At 40.0% G+C, this 20,120-nt stretch carries 12 protein-coding genes; 2 read left to right on the top strand and 10 right to left on the bottom strand.

Annotation, left to right across the window (positions count from 1 at the left end; translation table 11 throughout):
• Window positions 1-2: 2 nt before the first annotated feature.
• The 6 genes from CWD91_RS04595 to CWD91_RS04570 all read right to left on the bottom strand — a co-directional run bounded on the left by CWD91_RS04595 (window position 3) and on the right by CWD91_RS04570 (window position 11,456).
• Entirely contained in the window at window positions 3-2,486 is a 2,484-nt protein-coding gene (locus CWD91_RS04595) for an ABC transporter permease (RefSeq protein WP_157943712.1), read from the bottom strand.
• Between the two features lie 251 nt (window positions 2,487-2,737).
• The gene (locus CWD91_RS04590; protein ID WP_103439731.1) at window positions 2,738-5,137 is read right to left on the bottom strand and encodes an ABC transporter permease; all 2,400 of its coding nucleotides are present in this window, start codon (window positions 5,135-5,137) and stop codon (window positions 2,738-2,740) included.
• A gap of 199 nt (window positions 5,138-5,336) precedes the next feature.
• Window positions 5,337-7,766 carry an ABC transporter permease gene (locus CWD91_RS04585; RefSeq protein ID WP_103439904.1) on the bottom strand — a complete coding sequence of 810 codons (2,430 nt, stop codon included), beginning with the start codon at window positions 7,764-7,766 and terminating at the stop codon, window positions 5,337-5,339.
• Window positions 7,767-8,014: 248 nt separating this feature from the next.
• The gene (locus tag CWD91_RS04580; protein ID WP_103439730.1) at window positions 8,015-8,710 is read right to left on the bottom strand and encodes an ABC transporter ATP-binding protein; all 696 of its coding nucleotides are present in this window, start codon (window positions 8,708-8,710) and stop codon (window positions 8,015-8,017) included.
• A gap of 147 nt (window positions 8,711-8,857) precedes the next feature.
• A complete protein-coding gene (locus CWD91_RS04575; RefSeq protein ID WP_103439729.1) occupies window positions 8,858-10,108 on the bottom strand; it encodes an efflux RND transporter periplasmic adaptor subunit in 1,251 nt (416 codons plus the stop codon).
• Between the two features lies 1 nt (window position 10,109).
• Window positions 10,110-11,456 carry a TolC family protein gene (locus CWD91_RS04570; protein WP_103439728.1) on the bottom strand — a complete coding sequence of 449 codons (1,347 nt, stop codon included), beginning with the start codon at window positions 11,454-11,456 and terminating at the stop codon, window positions 10,110-10,112.
• A gap of 220 nt (window positions 11,457-11,676) precedes the next feature.
• Here CWD91_RS04570 and CWD91_RS04565 point away from each other — a divergent pair, with 220 nt between their 5' ends.
• Window positions 11,677-13,071: a sigma-54-dependent transcriptional regulator gene (locus CWD91_RS04565; RefSeq protein WP_317045599.1), complete on the top strand. Its 1,395-nt coding sequence runs from the start codon at window positions 11,677-11,679 to the stop codon at window positions 13,069-13,071.
• On the top strand, window positions 13,061-14,410 hold the full coding sequence (locus tag CWD91_RS04560; RefSeq protein WP_103439727.1) for a sensor histidine kinase: 1,350 nt from the start codon (window positions 13,061-13,063) through the stop codon (window positions 14,408-14,410). The genes CWD91_RS04565 and CWD91_RS04560 overlap by 11 nt, the downstream gene beginning before the upstream one ends.
• A 209-nt stretch (window positions 14,411-14,619) precedes the next feature.
• Here the strand turns inward: CWD91_RS04560 and CWD91_RS04555 are convergent, their stop codons facing one another.
• The 4 genes from CWD91_RS04555 to CWD91_RS04535 all read right to left on the bottom strand — a co-directional run bounded on the left by CWD91_RS04555 (window position 14,620) and on the right by CWD91_RS04535 (window position 20,120).
• On the bottom strand, window positions 14,620-15,804 hold the full coding sequence (locus CWD91_RS04555) for a M20 metallopeptidase family protein (RefSeq protein ID WP_103439726.1): 1,185 nt from the start codon (window positions 15,802-15,804) through the stop codon (window positions 14,620-14,622).
• A 375-nt stretch (window positions 15,805-16,179) separates the two neighbouring features.
• Window positions 16,180-17,190 carry an FAD:protein FMN transferase gene (locus CWD91_RS04545; protein ID WP_103439724.1) on the bottom strand — a complete coding sequence of 337 codons (1,011 nt, stop codon included), beginning with the start codon at window positions 17,188-17,190 and terminating at the stop codon, window positions 16,180-16,182.
• A 29-nt stretch (window positions 17,191-17,219) separates the two neighbouring features.
• Window positions 17,220-18,656, bottom strand: coding sequence for a c-type cytochrome domain-containing protein (locus tag CWD91_RS04540; protein WP_103439723.1), 1,437 nt, complete (start codon window positions 18,654-18,656; stop codon window positions 17,220-17,222).
• Between the two features lie 3 nt (window positions 18,657-18,659).
• Window positions 18,660-20,120, bottom strand: a complete 1,461-nt coding sequence (locus tag CWD91_RS04535; protein ID WP_103439722.1) for a DUF1501 domain-containing protein — start codon at window positions 20,118-20,120, stop codon at window positions 18,660-18,662.

The raw sequence follows: 20,120 nt of genomic DNA, 5'->3' as shown, positions 1-20,120 counted from the left end.
AATCATTCGTTTCTCAAGGATTCTGCCGGGTTGACCATTGCCGTTTTAAATGATTGAGAGAGGATGGACAATGCTGCTACCAGTAGCACTACCAAGAGTGGCAATGCGAACATCCATATATTAAGTTCAATTTTGAAGGCATATTTTTCCAACCATTTTTTAGTGACAAAATAGATGATCGGTAAGGCAATTGCCCCCGATAGCAGCACCAGGCTAAGCAATTTACTTGGAATTATTGCCAAGGCCTGTACCACAGTGGCACCCATAACTTTCCGTATACTTATCTCTTTGGTCTTTTGCATGGCCATATGCGATCCCAGACCGAATAGTCCCAATGCCGCAATAAAAATTGCCAACAATGAAAACACCAAACAGATAATCCCGAATTTCGATTCGGCCTGGTACTGCCGATTAAAATAGTCATCCATAAAAAAGGAGTTGTACAAATCGTTTGGAAAAAACTCTTTGAATTTGGACTCTATTTGGCCTGTGGTTTCAGGAATATTACCAGCTGCAATATTTACAGTTACAAACGAGACTCCGTAGCCCATGAGATTCATGAAGACAATTGGATCGTACCCTTTTTGAAGCGATTGTTGATGATGGTCTTCCACCACTCCGATTATGTCGGCTGTTCTATCAATTGGGCCATACTTAAAAATCATCTTTTTGTTGATAGCCGCTTCAGGGTCCGAAAACCCCAATATTCTTGCCGCCGAACGGTTGATCAGGACCCTATGACCGGACGGAACTGGACCTTCCCTCGTATACAGTGAGCTGGTATCTTCCTTCACAAAATCTCTTCCTGCCAAGAGATCAATGTTGTAGGTTTTTATAAAATCTTGATCTATAATTACGAAATTGGCACTGACCCCCAACTCTATTGGTTTATGCACCTGTCTTATGGTATTCCCTTGTACAATTGGCTTTCCTGGTATTTCATCAGACAAGGCGACACTATTGATTCTTGGGTTTTGAATCAGTTCCCGCTTAAAAGATTCAACTTTCAGTTGGGTGGTTGAATCAGCATAAGTTGGTGCAGCAAAGACAAGATTTTGCTCAGCGTTGAAACCAAGGTCCTGGTTTTGCATGTATGAGAATTGGTTATAAACAATGTAAGTTCCCGCAATAAGCGCTATTGAAATGGCAAATTGAGAAACTACCAAAGTCTTTTGAAGTGTATTTCCTTTTGTTGTTTTATGAAACTTACCTCGAAGAACTTCAATAGGTACAAAACCGGACAATACAAAGGCCGGGTAAAGGCCTGCTAATACTCCTCCTATAAGAAATATACCTATCATGGCCAACCAGACTTGCCATTCACCCCACATTCCAAAGTTTAAAACCTCTATTCCGACCAATGAATTAAAAGAGGGAATCAACAAATTGATCAGTACAAATGCTATGATAACTGCAAAAAAATTAATGAGGAGCGATTCAAATAGAAATTGATGTATAAGTATCGATCTAGGGGCGCCAACCACCTTTTTAATACCGACTTCTTTAGCGCGCTCCATTGATTTGGCAGTAGATAGGTTGATGAAATTAATCATAGCGATTGCAATTATAAAACCTGCTACGATCAATAAAAAGTACAAGGTACCTTCACTGTTGTTGGCAGAAATCTCTTTTAATAAGTGTGATTTTAAATGAATGTCCTTAACAGGTTGCAATGCCATTTTTGCTTCAAACCCGTGCTCGATCATAATATCCCCCAAATATTTTTTTACGAATCCCGGAAACTTAGCTTCTACGGTCTTCTGACTTGTTCCCGGTTTTAGCTTAATATAATTGTAAAATTCTGGCCATACCCAACTGTTCGCATGATCGCCATTTGGTCCGAAGATGTTATAGGAAACAATCATACCCATAGGTAAGTGCGTATTGTCTGGCCGTTCTTTAAAAACACCGGTTACCTTCAATTTAAAATTATCATTGACCTCTATCATTTTTTCAATTGGGTCTTCATTCCCGAAAAAGCGATGGGCTATTTTCTCACTCAGAATTACAGAGGTAGGTTCATTGAGTGCAGTTGCGGCATCACCTTGAATGAATTGTAAATCGAAAAGATTGATAATTGCATTATCAGCAAAATAAATATGATCATCATTGGCATCAGATTTTATTTCGTCACCTAGTGTATTGGTATATGAAATATTCATAGTGCCTGAAAATGCCATTGGTTTATCAGCAATACGGGTATAACTTTCAACTTCCGGAAAATCTGATAGCATTGCCCGGCCTGTCATAGGATGATTTGTTGCTGAAGTAACAAATCCATTATCGCCCAAATTTGTAGTCAGGGTAACCCTATATAGGTCATCTACATCAGGGATAAAGGTATCATAGCTTTTTTCGAATGTGATGTACTGCGTCAACAGGATAAATGCCGTAATTCCAATGGAAAGGCCTAAGACATTGATACCCGTAAACAATTTGTTCCTTAAAAAGAATCGTAAGGCAATTTTTAGATGATTTTTTAGCATGATCCCTGTTTTTTTGGTCCTCCCCCAAACCCCCACCCAAGAAGGGGGAACAGGTTCGATTTATGGTTTAAATTTTAATATCTTTCGTATTCATTGCACATTGATAGTTATTCTTTGTTCTACGATAATGTTAACTGCTTACTGCCAACTGTCCACTGCCCCCAATTCATTGTTAATTGTTCACTGCCCACTGGCAACTGCCAACTGTTTACTGTTTACTGTCAACTGCTTACTGCCAACAGTTTACTTTCTCACTCCGTTCGCAAGCTTTTTACCGGATTGGCATTAGCCGCTTTAATGGCCTGAAAACTCACGGTTAGAATGGTAATCGCCAACGATCCAATAACGGCCAAAGCGAAGATCCACCACTCCAAGATTACATGGTATGGATAGTCTTGCAGCCAGCCGTTCATAACGTAGTACGAAATAGGTATGGCTATAAAACAAGAAATGATTACCAGTTTTAAAAAATCTTTGGAAAGCATGTTCCACACATTGAATACAGTGGCTCCCAGAACCTTCCGGACCCCTATTTCCTTGGTACGCTGTTCCGCTACAAATGAGGTAAGTCCGAATAGGCCAAGACAACTTATTAAAATGGCCAGTGCCGTAAAAATCCCAGATAAGGTTCCAATGCGTTCTTCAGCAGCAAATTTTTCGCCGTATTCATCATCTACAAAATCATATTGAAAAGGAAGGCCAGGAAAATGTTCTTTGAACACACTTTCAATAGTTCCCATGTTCTGACCTACACTTTGATTTGGATTCAATCTTAAATTATAGAAACTGGAATTGCCGTGTTTATCAAAAACATAAACACCCTGCTTTACAGGTTCATAGGGCGATTGCGTAATCATGTCTTCTACAACACCAATAATTTTTAAGGGTGGACCTGGATCTTCTTCATCATCGTCTTTTAAAAACTTGCCAACGGGATCCTTGATCCCCATGTATTTTACTGCGGTCCGATTGATCAACACAGCGTTTGAATCGGTAGCGAACTCCCTTGAAAAATCTCGGCCTTCAACAATTTCCATACCTAAAGACTTAGCGTATTCCGGAGTTACTTCGGTCCATGCCAAATCCTCTTGAAAACCTTCGGGCTTGCCTTCCCAATCAAATCCACTGCGGTTGGACCAAATCTGCGTGGTTGGGCTGCTGGAAGCCGACATTTCGATTACCGCACCTGAATTTAAAAATTCGCTTCGCATTAAGTCATATTTACCTTCAAAATCTTGACTGAAGGTAGGTATCTGAACAAGGCCAGCTTTATCATACCCCACTGGTCGGTTTTTGGCATAATTGATCTGTTGCATTACTATGACGGTTCCAATAATAAAGGCCACGGAAACGGTAAACTGTAGTACTACCAAAATTTTTCTGGGCAATCCGGCATATTTTCCAGATTTGAAGGTTCCTTTTAATACATCTACCGGTCTAAAAGAAGACAGGTAAAGTGCCGGATAGCTACCTGCCACCAAAGCCGTAATCGTTATAAACACCCATGAGACAACCCAAAAAACAGTGCTATTCCATGGGAACGAAATTTCCTTTTTGGATAAATCGTTGAATCCGTTCATGGACAATAAAACAATCATCACAGCAATAATAAACGCAAACAATACCACTAAGAAAGATTCGCTCAAAAACTGGTTGATCAATTGATTTCTTTGTGAGCCAATGGATTTTCGAATCCCCACTTCCTTGGCCCTTTTTTCGGACCTGGCCGTACTCAGGTTCATGAAATTTATACAAGCCAATAGCAAAACAAAGGCTCCAATTATTCCGAATAGCCACACATATTTTATACGGCCACCAACTTGCTCCCCGTTTTCGAAATTGCCTCGTAAGTACCAATCTTTCATTGGAAAAAGAAATATTTGTGGATTGAATTCCGCCGTATCCTCGTTTAAATTCTTTTTCACATTCAGAATGGCCTCGGTAACTTTTTCCATTGTGGAATTGTCAGCAATCTGAACGAACATCTGAAAGGAGTTGTTTCCCCATTGATCTTCAGCATTTTTCATCCATTCTTGGGTCGCTATCATTTTGTCCCATGGCATTAGGAATTCGACATCATGAAATGAATTATTAAAAGGAATATCCTCATATACCGCACTCACCATTACATCATATTGATTGTTTACTTGTAAGGTTTTACCAATAGGTTCCTCATTACCAAAAAGCGCATAGGCGACCGATTCGGACAGCATTACGGAATTTAGTTCTCGCAAGCCATCTTTCTCCCCTTTTACAATTTTTAAATCCAACATTTCAGGAGCTTCCCGCTGCATAAAATTTCCTTTTTTGGAAAGACTTTTCTCTTTGTATCGAAGATATCTGGAAATGTTCCACGAAGACATTACCAAATGCTTAAAGTTATCTGCATAACCGTCCCGTAACGCTTTTTCCAAGGGTCTGGGTATAGCGGGGCCCGTACCCGTTTCTTGGTTAAACGTTTGTGATTGGAACACTTGTGCAATACTGTCTTTGTTTTTAAAATAACTGTTATGGCTAAGTTCATCTTGGATCCAGAGACCAATTATGAGCGTAACCGCCATTCCCAAGGCAAGCCCGCCAACATTTATTACGGAATAGCCCTTATTTTTCCATAAGTTCCTCCAAGCGATTTTTAGATAGTTCTTAAACATGATTTGCGTTTTTTGATTTGATTGATGATATGCGTTTCAATTCTTAGCTGTTCACTGCTCCCAATTCATTGTTAATTGCTCATTGTGCACTGCCAACTGTATACTGCTCACTGGAAACTGTTTACTGCTCACTGCCAACTGCTCACTTTTTACTTATTGTTTACTGATCACTGAACACTGTTTACTGATCACTTTCTCACTAGGTTCGTAAACTTTTTACCGGATTTACGATGGCCGCCTTAATACTTTGGTAGCTTACAGTTAGTACCGCTATGGTGAGTGCAATTAGCGCTGCAAAGGCAAACACCCACCAACTAATTTCTATTCTATAGGTAAAGTCCTCGAGCCACTTGTTCATTAAGTACCAGCCAACGGGCAGCGAAACAATAATGGCTACCCCTACCATTTTTAAAAAGTCGGTCGTGAGGCGATAAGTTATTTGGCCGATACTGGCGCCCAACACTTTTCGGATGCCTATCTCCTTGGTGCGTTTTTGAGCATTGAAGGCCGCTAGGCCAAACAATCCAAGGCATGCGATTAAAATGGACAGTATAGTAAAGGTCACGAAAATACGTCCTAACTGCTGCTCTGCTTCATAGGTGGTATTAAAGGAGTCCTCCATAAATCGATAGCTGAAAGGTTGTCCCGGTGCCACTTTGTTCCATATCCCTTCAATACTTGAAATTGAGTTTGAAAAATTCCCAGCCTCAAGTTTTACAGCCAAAGAACCGGTAGACCTTCCCAAAGTCATGCTCACGGCACCAATATTTTCCCTGAGCGATTCATAATTAAAATTTTTGATTACACCAATAATTGTAAAATTATTGGAACTCCCATTTTCAAAATTGCGAATAATTCGCATTCCCAAGGCCTCTTTGGCCTGCACTCCCAAAATGGCGACCGCCGACTCGTTGATGAGCATAGCCGTAGAGTCGGTACCAAACTGTCTATCAAAATTCCTGCCCTCCAGGATTTCCATATTCAAAGTGGGGATATAATTATCGTCAACATTCCATATCTGCATATTGATGGAATTTTCCGCCGTTGCCCCCCCTTCCTTAAAAAAAGAGGTATTACTTCGGACGGATGGTGTTGGTAAAAAACTACTCAATGTTGCACTTTGCACTTGGCCAAGTTGCTCTACCTGCTCCTTAAAAGCCGTGGCCTTTTCTCCCAATGTATATACATCGTCAACAATCAAAACCTGATCTTTTGTAAAACCCAGATCTTTACTTTGAATGAACTTCAATTGCATAAAGACGACCAAAGTACTTACTATTAAAAACACGGAAATAGCAAATTGGAATACCACAAGCAAACTTCTAATATTTCCTCCTCCGGTACTAGTTGCTCCTGCTCCCTTTAGCACCTTCACCGGCGCAAAACGCGACATAAAGAATGCAGGATACATTCCAGAAAAGAGAGCTAAAACCGTAGCCCCAATAAATAAGGCCATCCAGAAAACAGGTTCGGTAAATGGTATGGAAATGGACTTCCCGGAAAGTGCATTAAAATAAGGGATGGCCACTACTGCTATGCCCAAGGAAAACAAAAGGGAGATGAAGGAAATTAAACCCGATTCGGTCAAAAATTGTCGTATCAAGGCAGGTTTATCCGACCCCAAGGTTTTACGAATACCCACTTCTTTTGCCCGTTTAAGGGACTGTGCCGTTGACAAGTTCATAAAATTAACGCTGGCCAATAAAATCAGGAACAAACCTATAAATGAAAGAATGTAGACATTTTGGATACTGCTGTTCGGGCTAAGTTCATGGTCTTTGGCAGAATACAGATGTATATCCTTCAAAGCTATAGTGCCATAATACAGATAATTACCAGAGGCCTCCAACTGTTCTTCGGTTGCACCTGGCAGAAATGTCTGTACATACGGCATTATATATGTGCCGAGCATGGACTGTAAGGGTGTCTGAAAATCGGCAATATCGGCACCCGGTATTAGTTTAATAAAAGTAAAGAAATTATGGCTGGTCCATTCCTGCTTTTGTGCGTCTTCATTCCCTGCCATTGCCATAAAAACGTTGTGATTTCTTAGAAATGATCGCTCTGGCATATCCTCTATTACCCCGGTTACCGTATAGGTATCGGTATTGTTCAATACCAAACTTTGACCTATAGCTTTTTTTAAACCGAAATGTTTCAGGGCTGCCGTCCTGGTCAGGACCAAGGTGTTGGGTTCTTTTAGGGCGGTTTGCATATCCCCTACCAACAGGTCAAGACCGAACATCTCAAAGAAAGTAGCATCCACAAAGGTTGCACCTTCTTCCTTTATGTTGGCTTCCGTATTACTCTTTCTGAGGAGCATACCGCCCAAATTCCTAAATCTAGTAGTTAGTTCCACCTGTGAAAAATCGCTTTCCATTGCTGCAGCCATTGGTGCTGAAACTTGTGCGGATTTACTCTCCGTTCCACCAAATTTTATATCTGCATTTATTCTATAAATACGATCGGCATCTTTGAACATCGTATCAAAATTCATTTCATCGTAGATGTATAAAGATATGAGCAGTCCTCCGGCCATGCCAATGGCCAGGCCAAACGTATTTAGGAATGCGAAAAAGGGCTGTCTTTTAAGACTTCTCCACGCAATTTTGATGTGATTTTTAAACATGATTAGTGTTTTTTGGCACTGAAACCGGTTCAGTTCCGATTGATTTTGATACTGAAACAAGTTCAGCATAGATTGATGCATAAACTCCTTTTTCTTATAAACCTGCAAGGTTTCCAAAACCTCTTTCTTTTATTTCCATCCCAACCTGCAAGGTTTCCCTTCCAAATCTTTTCCAGGCCTACTAGGAGGTCCGTAAAAAGAGCGGACTACACCTTGCAGGTTTCACTTTCCTATCGCTACTTGGTCTTCTACATCAATGCCCCCATAGCCCTATTATGGCTTTCGGTGGCAATCTGACCATCAAAGAGATTCACAATGCGATGTGCATAGTGGGAATCCCGATCCGAGTGGGTTACCATCACTATAGTGGTACCTTCCTGATTTAGTTCTGTCAACAGGTTCATCACTTCGATTCCGTTTTTGGAATCCAGATTTCCCGTGGGCTCATCCGCCAAAATCAACTTTGGATTTGTGACAACGGCCCTTGAAATTGCAACACGTTGTTGCTGACCTCCTGAGAGTTGTTGTGGAAAGTGCTTTTCACGATGTGCTATTTTCATCCGTTCCAATACGGCCATCACCTTTTGCTTTCGCTCATTTTTATTCATTTTAAGGTAGATCAAAGGCAATTCCACATTTTCGAAGACGGTGAGTTCATCAATCAAATTAAAACTCTGGAAGACGAAGCCTAGATTCCCTTTTCGCAGTTGGGTACGTTGATTTTCTTTTAAATGCCCAACTTCGTGGCCAGCGAATTGATAACTCCCGGAAGTAGGGTTGTCCAACATACCTATAATATTCAATAAAGTGGATTTGCCACAGCCAGATGGCCCCATTATGGCTACGAATTCCCCTTCTTGAACTTTAAGGTTCACATTGTTCAGTGCCAAAGTTTCTACCTCTTCGGTCCTAAAGCTTTTGTTAAGATTTTGTATTTGTATCATTCTTCGATTGGATTTTAAGTGTTATAATTAAAGACTTCTGTATTTCGTTTTAGTTACAGTTTTTTAATGTTATTCTTTCTGCTAGACCACCCTTCCGTTCCACTCAGGGTTCTTTTTTTCAAATTGGGTAGCTGAGCCTAGCCGAAGCTATTTCAGCACTATATTATCCGCATCTCCAAAACTATCATAGTTGGATGTAATTACTTTTTCACCATTTTCCAATCCTTCCAACACTTCATAAAATCTGGAGTTTTGTTTTCCTATTTTTATATTTCGCTTCAATGCCTGGTCACCATCAGGGCTAACCACAAAAATCCATTGTCCGCCGGTACTTTGGAAAAAACTTCCCTTGGGCAGCAAGAGCGCATCACTGGATTCCCCCAACTGAAGTTTTATATTATAACTTTGCCCGGCCCGAATGTTTTGTGGCTTTTCACCAGTGAAAACCAAATCTATCTTGAACTTGCCATTTCGCACTTCCGGATATACCTTTCTCAACCTTAGCCTATGTTCCGTTCCATTGCGCTCAAAACTTGCATTTAAGTCTCGTTTTACACGATCTATATAATGTTCATCTATATCCGCTTCGATCTTATAATCTGTTAGCACATTTACTTGCCCAATTCGTTGACCTTGACTAATATTCTGACCTATTTCGGCATCCAAAAACCCCAGTTGTCCATCTGCCGGTGCCCTTACGTTCAAATGGTCTAAGCGCTGATAGACCATGCCCAAAGTTTTTTGCATACGGTTTAAATCGGCCTCCAAGACAGGCAAGGAAGTTTTTCTCAGTTCGTCATCATTGTCTGTTTGTACTTTTACAATATCATATTGTTTTTCTGAAAGTTCATAGTTCTCTTTTGAGGTCAAATACACTTCCTTAGAAATTAATTCATCGTCATAAAGCGCTTGGTTCTGCTCAAAATTTCTTTTCAAACGTTGCAATTCCGTCCTAGCAGTAGCCAAGGATTTTCTGCCTTCTACCTGTCTGGAATCGAAGGTTAATTTGGTAGACCTAAGGTCGTTCTGCTTTAAGGCCAAATTGCTTTCACTATTCAATATTTGCTCATAAAGGCCAATGTTATCCAACTTAAGAATGATATCGCCCTTTTGTACCATAGCTCCTTCCTCAATTAGTTTTTCGGTTACACGCCCGCCTTCATAAGCATCCATATAAATGGTAGCAATCGGCGCCACGGTACCATTGATGGTTATATAATCGTCAAATTTCCCCTGAACAACCTCAGCAATGGACAGTTTGTCCTTTTCGGTTCTAAAAGTGTTGCCCACACTTGCCGTTAACATTTTCCATCCCACAAAGAGCAACAAAACGCCAAGGGCGATGTACCCATAGTGTTTTGGTCTCAATCCTTTCTTCTTTTCTAATTGTATATCCATTTTAATTGGTGCTGTTAATGTTAAAAATAGGTAAGCCTTGGTAAAAAGACAGTGTATTTTGGTTAATTTGAAGTTGCAGTTTTACCTGTAAATTTTTATTTTGGGAAGTGGCGTACATCGATTTTGCAAGATTCAGCTCCATAATGGTAAACAATCCCTTTTCATATTTTTTTTGTGCCACTCCAAAAGCCTGTTCCTGGGCCATAATTTGTTTTTCACTTTGTATAATTTCAACATTTAAGGCCTTATTTTCCTGTACCAATTGTTGTATGGCCTTATATATTTCCTGTTCCTGTATTTTTAGATTATTTTGTTCCCTTCCCAAGGCTATTTTCTGCTGCTTTATGGCAGACCGCGTGGACCAGGCATTAAAAATGGGAACATTAAGGGAAAAACCTATAAATCTGGAGGCATTGTCCTCAATTTGAGTTTTAAATGGAATGGTGACGCCCAAAGTATCCCTAGTAGTTTCGTAATATCCGGTACCATAGCCAGTGGCAAAGGAAAGTGAAGGGTAAAGCCTTCCTCTAACAATTCCCAGTTCCTTTTTTGCCGCCTCCGTTCTAAGATGTTGTGCCTTTAAAAGGGGTACAAATTCCTTTGCTTTTCCGTAGATACTATCCGTTTCAATTTCGTTTTCAGAAATCGTTTTGGGTACAACAGGGTTTAACTGGATGGTTTGGGCATTATCCAAATTCATTTCCTGAATCAAGGTTAGCTTGGCCGCCTGCAATTGGTTTTCACTTTGGGTAACATCCAACTGATCCGTGTACAGAATGGATTCCGCCTCATACAAATCAGCCCCGGCCTTCAGCCCCAGTTCAATTTGCTTTTTGGCAAGCTTAAAATTGGCCTCGGAAATGGAAAGTTGCTCTTTTGAAATGGCCAATATACCTTCATAAAACTGAATGTCATGGTAAGCTGTCATTACCCTAAGAGCCAGTAAGAACCTTTGTTGTTGTGCTGCTTCCTTGCTTGCTTTAAACAATAGTTTTCTTGCCTTGATAGTGTTGATCTTTTGGAATCCTTCAAAAAGATCAATGGAAGCACTCATGGAATAGCCATTGGAAAAGAAATCGGTATTTATTATATCATTGGTATTGGGATCGGTAGATCGGCCATACCGAATATTATAATCGGCGAATCCGTTCACTCTAGGAAGAAGGTCCCTTAGGGACTGATTATAACTTTCCTTGCCGGAATTTTCCAAATATTGATAATCCTTCAGTGTAAGATTATGATCTAAGGCATAGGAAATGCAATTGTCCAAAGTCCAGTTCTCTTGACCAAAACCATTCAAGGTGATGAAAAATAGGATAAAAAATAATTTTCCTTTCTTAAAATTCATAATGCAAATGCGATTAAAAAGGGCTTCATATTGATAATTGAATTAACTGTCGACCTACAACCATATTCCAAGTTCGTGCCATATACTCAATTAATTGATTTACACGTATTTACATCTTAATATTAAAACTAAATAAATATTGATGTAAAATAGTTGTACAATAAATGTCCAATAGTTGGACACTATTTACATTTTAAAGAACAGGTTTTGTAGTTTTAACATGACCAATTTTGATATAATCATGGTAGATGCGCAGATTTTAGTAATAGATGATAACAAAAGTGTCTTGAGTGCACTGGAAATATTATTACAGTTTGAATACAAGAACATAAGTACAATTTCCAATCCCAATCAAATATCGTCCTTTCCGGATTTAAACAAAATTGATGTTGTTCTGTTGGATATGAATTTTTCCGCCGGAGTGAATTCCGGAAATGAAGGTCTCTTTTGGTTAAAGGAAATCAAGAAAAAAACACCACTGACCGCTGTTATTATGATGACCGCCTACGGAGACGTAGAATTAGCGGTCAAGGCCCTGAAAGAAGGCGCATCAGATTTTATCCTAAAACCTTGGAACAACGATAAATTCTTGGCCACTGTGAAAGCTGCCTATTTGCTTCGTAAATCCCAAAAAGAAATAAATCATTTAAAACAAAAGGAAAGCAACTTAAAACAGGTCATTAACCAAGACAAAAATTATATAATAGGAAATTCAAAGGCCTTGACTTCCGTATTAAATCTAACCCAAAAAGTAGCCAAAACGGATGTAAATGTTCTGATCACAGGTGAAAATGGCACTGGCAAAGAACTTATTGCCCGACAACTCCACAAATTATCCCCTAGACAGAATGAAGTTTTTATTGCGGTAGATATGGGTTCCATTTCAGAAAATCTATTTGAGAGCGAGCTATTTGGCCACTTAAAAGGTTCCTTTACGGACGCTAAGGAAGATAGAATTGGCAAATTTGAAGCAGCTAATGGAGGCACCCTGTTTCTGGATGAAATTGGAAATCTTTCCCTACAAATGCAGGCCAAATTGCTTTCGGCCATTCAAAATAAGGTAATTGTACGTGTAGGTTCCAACAAATCCATTCCCGTAGATATACGGTTGGTCTGCGCCACCAATGGCAATTTAAAGCAAATGGTAATGGATGGGCTGTTTAGGGAAGATCTACTGTATCGCATTAACACCATCCATATAGAGGTTCCCGCACTTCGGGACAGAGGTGATGATATATTGACCTTGGCTGACTTTTATTTAAAGAAATATAGTGCCAAATATGCAAAACATGGGATTCGAATAAACGATGTAGCCATAGAAAAGCTGAAACAATATTCATGGCCGGGAAATGTACGGGAACTACAACATACCTTAGAAAGGGCAGTGATCCTGTGCGAAGGAAATATTCTAAAACCTACCGATTTTATATTGAATATCAAATCTTCGACAACAACAGAGGTCTTACCAAAAACTTTGGAGGAAATGGAGGAAATAATGATATTGAACGCTCTGCACAACAATGATGGCAATTATAGTGCCGCCGCTGCCCAATTGGGAATTTCTCGGCAAACACTGTACAATAAAATTAAAAAGCAGGAAAAAAATGGTGAGTAAAAACTTCTATTTCCAGACTATTGGCAGAGTGCTGCTCATAAGCATTACAGCAGTTTTAATTGCCTTTCTCCTGTACAGGGAAAAGTATGTCCTTGCGGCCCTATCACTGGCCATCCTTGTATTTCAAACCTACCATTTAATCAGATATGTTAACGAAACCAATAGAAAAATTGCCTATTTCTTTGATGCCATAAAAAATGAGGATTTCACCCTTAGATTTCCAGAAAAATTGAGTGTTAAGTCTCTAGAAGAACTAAATCACAGTCTTAACATGCTCAATGAAATGATTCAAAAAATTCATTTAAAAAATCAGACCCAAGAACGGTTCTACCAAGAAATATTAAAACAGGCGGATATAGGTATTTTAGCTATCAATAGTAAAGGACATATTCTTTTTGCCAATCCCAGAATTGAACAAATGCTGAATTACACACCCCTTAACCACATTAAGCAACTAACGCAAGTAGATGAGGATTTGTATCAAATATTTAGTGAATTAAAGCCATTTGAACGTCGAATGCTCCAATTGACCAATGAACGGGAGAAAATAGATTTGGCCATAAAGTCCTCTTCCTTTAATATGGATGGACAAGAATTGTTATTGGTGGTCATCCAAGATATTCATCAGGAATTGGACGAAAAAGAGACCGAATCCTGGACCAGGCTAATTAGGGTTCTGACCCATGAAATAATGAATTCCATCACTCCAATAACTTCCATTTCCGATTCCATTTTAAAATATAACACGATGGCAGACAAAAACCTTGTGGATGAAACTGTATATCAAAAACGTTTGGAAAACACCATAAAGGGCCTGGAAGTGATAAAAGATCAAGGAACTAATTTAATGAGTTTCGTGCAATCATACCGCAGTTTTTTAAATGTTCCTATGCCGGATAAAAAAATTGTTCGTGTACATAATTTATTGGAGAAAGTAATATTATTGGTAGGGCAAGACAAAGAATTTTCAAATACGTCCATTGAAATGCGAATGCACACCCAGGACTTGGAACTTTTTATTGATGAAAAACAAATAACCCAGGTCTTGATCAATTTGTGTAGAAATGCACTCCAATCCCTGGAACAGCAAAAAAACAGTTCCATAAAATTGATGGCCGGAATCAATAAATCAGGGCATAAATATATTGAGGTAAAGGACAATGGCCCTGGTATACCTGCAGAATTGATAAACGAAATCTTTGTCCCATTTTTCACCACTAAAAATTCCGGAACGGGGGTCGGGTTAAGTCTATCCAAACAGATATTACGGATGCACGGCGGCAATTTAAAGGTGAATTCAATTCCTGACAAGTACACCACCTTTACCTTGTTGTTTTAAAACAATTTTTTCATATCCGTACCACTTAATTGGATAATAAGTACATATCCTTTTTATTGCCCATAAACATGTTTAAAGTAAAATTGGATTTAATGCACAACATTAACATCGTTTGGACGAGGAGTTGGACCAAAAGGAAGTTCAATCGGTCCTGACTGAGGGCCTAACCGTAGAATAACCTGTCCGTAATCTACATGAACAATAACGGTCTATGCCAGAGACTCCATAGCCAGCCATGCCATTAATCCACCTCCTGTTTCCAGAGCCGTTTCATCTATATTAAAGGTTGGGGTATGTAATCCGGAAGTAATGCCGATTTCTGTATTCCCTACGCCCAATAAATAAAAGCAGGCCTGATTTTTTTGGGTGTAGTAGGCAAAATCTTCGGCGGCCATCCATAAATCCAGGTCTTCCACATTATCCTCCCCAAGGAAAGATATAGCACCCTGTTTCATGGAGTTGGTCAGGGTTAGGTCATTTTTAAGGTGGGGATATCCCCTTGGAATATCCACTAAGCATTCCGCACCCATCCCCTCTGCAATGGATTTTACCATCTTGGTGAGTTTTTCTATGGCTTCCGTTCTCCAAACTTCATCATAAGTCCTAAAAGTACCTTCAATAGTTACCTTGTCCGGAATAACGTTATTGGCTCCATCGCCAATAATACGCCCAAAAGACAATACACTGGGAGTTTTTGGCGATGCCATTCTACTGACCACTTGTTGGGCAGCTACAATAATATGGGAAGCAATTAGAATGGGATCTATACATTCTTCCGGCACTGCGGCATGCCCTCCCTTCCCTATCACTGTAATATAAATCTCATCCATACTGGCCATAAATAGTCCAGGTCTAAAACCCACCTTGCCAACGGGAAGGTTTGGCATTACATGCTGTCCCAAATGGGGAATGGAACCCAATGTCTTATAAGCGACCTCTTTCATGACCAAGGTTGCCCCTCCCGGCATTAGTTCCTCACCTGGTTGAAATAATAATTTTATAGTTCCAGAAAATTCATTCCTAAGCTCAAATAGAATTTTAGCGGTCAACAACAAAGAAGTCATATGCACATCATGCCCGCAGGCATGCATAACCCCTTTATTTTGGGAAGCGTATTCCACAGTATTTTCTTCATTAATGGGCAGAGCATCCATATCCGCCCTAAGAAGGATGGTTTTTCCTTTATCGGTACCATTAATAGTGGCCAATAACCCAGTTTTTGCCACAGATTCTATTTTGTGAATACCAATTGCCATAAGCTGCTGCCGTACATAAGAGCAAGTCTCATACTCTTTAAACGACAGTTCCGGGTGCTGGTGAAGAAACCTTCGGATTCCAATGAATTCTGAAGAATATGTTTTTGCCAGTTGTTTTATTTTTTCAATTGTATTCATATAACTTCTAACTTCATGTATAACTAGTGTTGGACCACATTATAACAACTAAAATATTTGCTCATTCCCTCGGTAAGGGAATATGACTTTTGGATCCTTTTCGGGGACAAAAGTAGGAAGGGATCCAGCCCAGAACACCAATCGAATTTAACAAATCACCCCTTTCGTTCCACTTCACTATTCTTAAAGATATCCCTAATTTCCTCAATATACCATTCAACATGCTCCTTCCCTTGGCAAGGGAAGGTGGCTTTTGGACCTTTCTCAGGGACAAAAGTCGGAAGGGATCCAGCTCAGAACACCAAATACCCACCATAATCACCCCTTCCGTTCCACTTCTAGTGAAAGGAACCTTTAATTATTTACAATCTTATTTCAATCCTCCATTATATAATTCAAAAATCCAGAACTATTCCACTGCTGGTATGCCCCAGGGACATCCTCGACCATGAAGACCTCTAAATTAGGGGTTTCTTGAATAAATTGCTTACCATTCACAACACCTAGGACACTTAAAGCAGAGGCATAGGCATCGGCCATAGTTCCATTGGGAGCAATTGTCGTTACCTGAATATTATTGTTCAGCGCCTTACCACTGTAAGGGTCTATAATGTGGGAATATCGTTTTCCATCAATCATGGCATACTGATATAAATCTCCCGAAGTGGCCACTGCCTGATTTTTCAACTTTATTTTTTGGAAGACTTCACCCCCATTTTTATCGATATAACTAAAGCCTAAAACCCAAAACTTCTTATTGGGCGGGGCATCGCTAACCGTGATATCGCCACCCATATCCACCAAGGCAGCTGTTATACCATGCCTTTTTAATAAATTGATCGCCTCATCTGCGGCAAACCCCTTGCCTATCCCGCCAACATCCAATCGCATGCCTTCCTTACTAAGTTTTATGATATTCCCAGCGGGGAATTCCAAATTGCCATAACCTATACTTTTTATGGCAAGCTGCATTTCTCCAATTAAAGGTACTTCCTTGTTTTGCCTGGCTTTTCTCCAAAGTTCAATTAATGGTCCAAGAGTAATATCGAAGGCTCCATTGGTCCTTGCGGCATAGACGACAGAAATCTGCATTAGTCGAAACAGGTCATCGCTAACCGTGACGTTTATATTTGGACTACTGCTAAGCCTGTTAATTTCACTTTCTGGCAGATAATTGCTTAAAGTGCCATTCAGTTCATCTATTCTCTTGAATACCAATTCAGCTATTGAATCTGCCCTTCCCGCATCGCTTTCATTTTGATAGAATACCAACCCAATTTGGGTACCCATTTGTTGATGGGCATACTCATACCTGGTTTGGGCGATCGATATGGAATGAAAGACAAATAGTAAAATGACAATTGGAATACGAAAAGTAATATACATCCTAAGTAATTATTAATCTACTTACGAAATTACTGTATACTATCCACAATAGTGTCTTTCTCGATAAATTCCCTTTTGAGCTCTGGATCAATTCCGTGGTCTAATATTAGATTGGGCAATGCTTCCTTTAGCTCGGTGAATCCCACTTCAGAAATTTGTGTCTCCCATAAGTAAAGACTTTTTAGCCCTTTAAAATCCTTTAGAACGGCGACACTTTTATCGGTAATACCAGTTTCATAAGCCTTTAGAACTCTTAGCTGGGCAAGACCCTTTAATTTATCAAACTCCGTATCGGTGAGAGGAGTACGGTCCACTTCCAACCATTCCAAATTTTTGCACATTGCCACAAATTCCATTTCCTTTTCTCCAATGGGGATTCCGCTCAGATCTAATTCAATGATATTATTAGAAATCCGTTTTAAGTCCGTTATATTTTTCGGATCGTAATCCGGCGGCAAAAACACGGATATACTCAATGCTTGTGAATTACTGCTAATCCTTTGTATAGTAACGTAATCCGACGCCAAATTCTGCAAGGTACTATCCGCTACTTTTGGAAGTTTTGCCCATGAATTCGATGTTCCTTCCTCCATCATTTTTTTGACCATCCCCGCTAGAGGTTCACTGTTGTCCAAATCACTTAACTTTAAGGTGTCCGAGGCGCCCAAGGCTATCCAGCGTTCCAAGATCTGTATTTCGTTGTCGGATAATGGTTTCTTGCCATCAGGGGGCATATGTTCCTCATCCTCCATGGGCAAATGCAAGCGCCTAATTAATTCACTATTAACTGGGTCGCCAACAACCAAAGCGGGACCACTTTCACCCCCTTTAATTAGTTCTCCAATACTTGTCATTAAAAGCTCTCCTTTTGACTTGTTGGGATTATGGCAACCTATACAACTATTGTCCAACACCCTGTGAACTATATGTTCATATATCAATGGATTTTCGGGAATTTTTTCCAATTTCTTACTTCGCGGCATGGCGAGAAAGTCCTCGCCATGGGTAATCATTCCTCCAAAATGGCCAGTGAAACCAACCAAGAGAATCAATATCACCTGAATACCTTTGACCAAATAAGTTTGTTGTAAATGATTAGTACTCAACCAATACCACAAAACCGCCAAAAATGCAACGCCCGCCCCCATCCATTGATGCCATAAAATAAGGTCTCCCTTAGGTACCGTTTCTGTTCCCAAAAAGAATCCTGTAATGGCCGTAACCAAGGCGGACAATGTGGCAATCGTTAGCAATAGTTTGGGCACTATTCTATTGAATAGGCCAATTGCAGCAGCCATTAACAAAAGCACTATGGGAAAATGTAGAATTAGGGGATGCCAGCGCCCCAACCATGCCACAAGACTGGGAAGATCAATAAAAGATTCGAAAATTAAACAGAATACAAGAAATACAGTAAGACCGAAAATAACATAATCGACCCATGGAGAACTATTTTTTTGAGCCATATACTATGTTAAGATATCATTTACAACATTACCGGCAACATCTGTAAGCCTAAAGCGACGGCCTTGGTATTTATAAATTAATTGTTCGTGATCCAGTCCCAAATTATTCATTATAGTAGCGTGAAAATCGTTGATATGAACCGGATTCTTTACAATATTATATCCAAATTCATCGGTTTCACCATAGGTAATGCCAGGTTTTATACCACCACCGGCCATCCATATACTAAAGGCTCTAGGGTGATGGTCCCTACCGTAATTTTTAGGATCAAAATTTCCTTGGCAATAGTTGGTCCTTCCAAACTCTCCACCCCAAATAACCAAGGTATCCTCCAACATTCCACGTTGCTTTAGATCCAGGATAAGTGCGGCCGAAGCCTGATCTACATCCTTGGCCTGTCCTGCCATTTCATTGGGCAGATTGCCATGCTGATCCCAACCCTGATGGTACAATTGAATAAAACGCACTCCACTCTCTGCAAGCCTACGGGCCTGAAGACAATTGGCGGCATAGGTCCCAGGAACTTGGGAATCTTCTCCATATAATTTTATAATGGATTCTGGTTCTTTCTTAATATCCATAACATCCGGTACGGACATTTGCATTCTATAGGCCATTTCATACTGGGCAATCCTTGATTCTATCTCATCGTCCCCAGTTTCAACATGATGTATTTTATTAAGTGAGGATACATGATCTAATAAATGACGCTTATCTGAACGCGATAGTCCGTCCGGGTCGTTTAAATATAAAACTGGATCTTTTCCAGAGCGCAACAGTACCCCTTGATGCTTGGAATCCAGAAAGCCACTGGACCATAACTTGGAATATAGGCCTTGACTATTACCTTTTCCCCTAGAGGTAAGCACCACAAAGGAAGGTAAATTTTGATTTTCACTGCCCAAACCATAACTCATCCAGGAACCCATACTGGGCCTTCCGGATTGTTGACTACCCGTCTGAAAAAAGGTGATGGCCGGATCGTGATTGATAGCCTCGGTGTGCATACTCCTTACAATACATATCTCGTCCGCAATTTTGGCAATATGAGGAAAAAATTCGCTTACCCAAGCACCACTTTTACCATGTTGGGCAAATTTGGCAGCTGAAGGCATCAATGGAAATTTATCCTGACCAGAGGTCATACCAGTAAGTCGTTGGCCATTTCGTATGGATTCCGGTAAATCCTCCCCCATCCGTTTGGTTAAGGTAGGTTTATAATCGAACGACTCCAATTGTGACGGGGCCCCTGATTGAAACAAATAGATTACCCGTTTGGCCTTTGGTGCAAAATGGGGAATACCAAGTGGCTGACTGGCCAATGGCCCCTTACCTCCTTTAAACAGATCTGGAATCAACAATGACCCTAAAGCCAAAGAACCGATCCCAACACTCAATTGAGAAAAGAAGTGCCTACGGTTTACTTTAAGTGGATTTTCAGATTTTGATTTGTCTTCTTCCAT

The sequence above is a fragment of the Arenibacter hampyeongensis genome (assembly GCF_002909255.1).
In the GTDB taxonomy this organism is placed as follows: Bacteria; Bacteroidota; Bacteroidia; order Flavobacteriales; family Flavobacteriaceae; genus Arenibacter; species Arenibacter hampyeongensis.
The sequence above is the reverse complement of the archived record's forward strand: the minus strand, read 5'-3'. Positions and strand labels throughout refer to the sequence as shown.

What these genes read in the sequence shown, in the direction of transcription:
- CWD91_RS04595 (WP_157943712.1), bottom strand. Translation starts at nt 2,486, where the DNA reads ATGCTAAAAAATCATCTAAAAATTGCCTTACGATTCTTTTTAAGGAAC.
- CWD91_RS04590 (WP_103439731.1), bottom strand. Translation starts at nt 5,137, where the DNA reads ATGTTTAAGAACTATCTAAAAATCGCTTGGAGGAACTTATGGAAAAAT.
- CWD91_RS04585 (WP_103439904.1), bottom strand. Translation starts at nt 7,766, where the DNA reads ATGTTTAAAAATCACATCAAAATTGCGTGGAGAAGTCTTAAAAGACAG.
- CWD91_RS04580 (WP_103439730.1), bottom strand. Translation starts at nt 8,710, where the DNA reads ATGATACAAATACAAAATCTTAACAAAAGCTTTAGGACCGAAGAGGTA.
- CWD91_RS04575 (WP_103439729.1), bottom strand. Translation starts at nt 10,108, where the DNA reads ATGGATATACAATTAGAAAAGAAGAAAGGATTGAGACCAAAACACTAT.
- CWD91_RS04570 (WP_103439728.1), bottom strand. Translation starts at nt 11,456, where the DNA reads ATGAATTTTAAGAAAGGAAAATTATTTTTTATCCTATTTTTCATCACC.
- CWD91_RS04565 (WP_317045599.1), top strand. Translation starts at nt 11,677, where the DNA reads ATGACCAATTTTGATATAATCATGGTAGATGCGCAGATTTTAGTAATA.
- CWD91_RS04560 (WP_103439727.1), top strand. Translation starts at nt 13,061, where the DNA reads ATGGTGAGTAAAAACTTCTATTTCCAGACTATTGGCAGAGTGCTGCTC.
- CWD91_RS04555 (WP_103439726.1), bottom strand. Translation starts at nt 15,804, where the DNA reads ATGAATACAATTGAAAAAATAAAACAACTGGCAAAAACATATTCTTCA.
- CWD91_RS04545 (WP_103439724.1), bottom strand. Translation starts at nt 17,190, where the DNA reads ATGTATATTACTTTTCGTATTCCAATTGTCATTTTACTATTTGTCTTT.
- CWD91_RS04540 (WP_103439723.1), bottom strand. Translation starts at nt 18,656, where the DNA reads ATGGCTCAAAAAAATAGTTCTCCATGGGTCGATTATGTTATTTTCGGT.
- CWD91_RS04535 (WP_103439722.1), bottom strand. Translation starts at nt 20,120, where the DNA reads ATGGAAGAAGACAAATCAAAATCTGAAAATCCACTTAAAGTAAACCGT.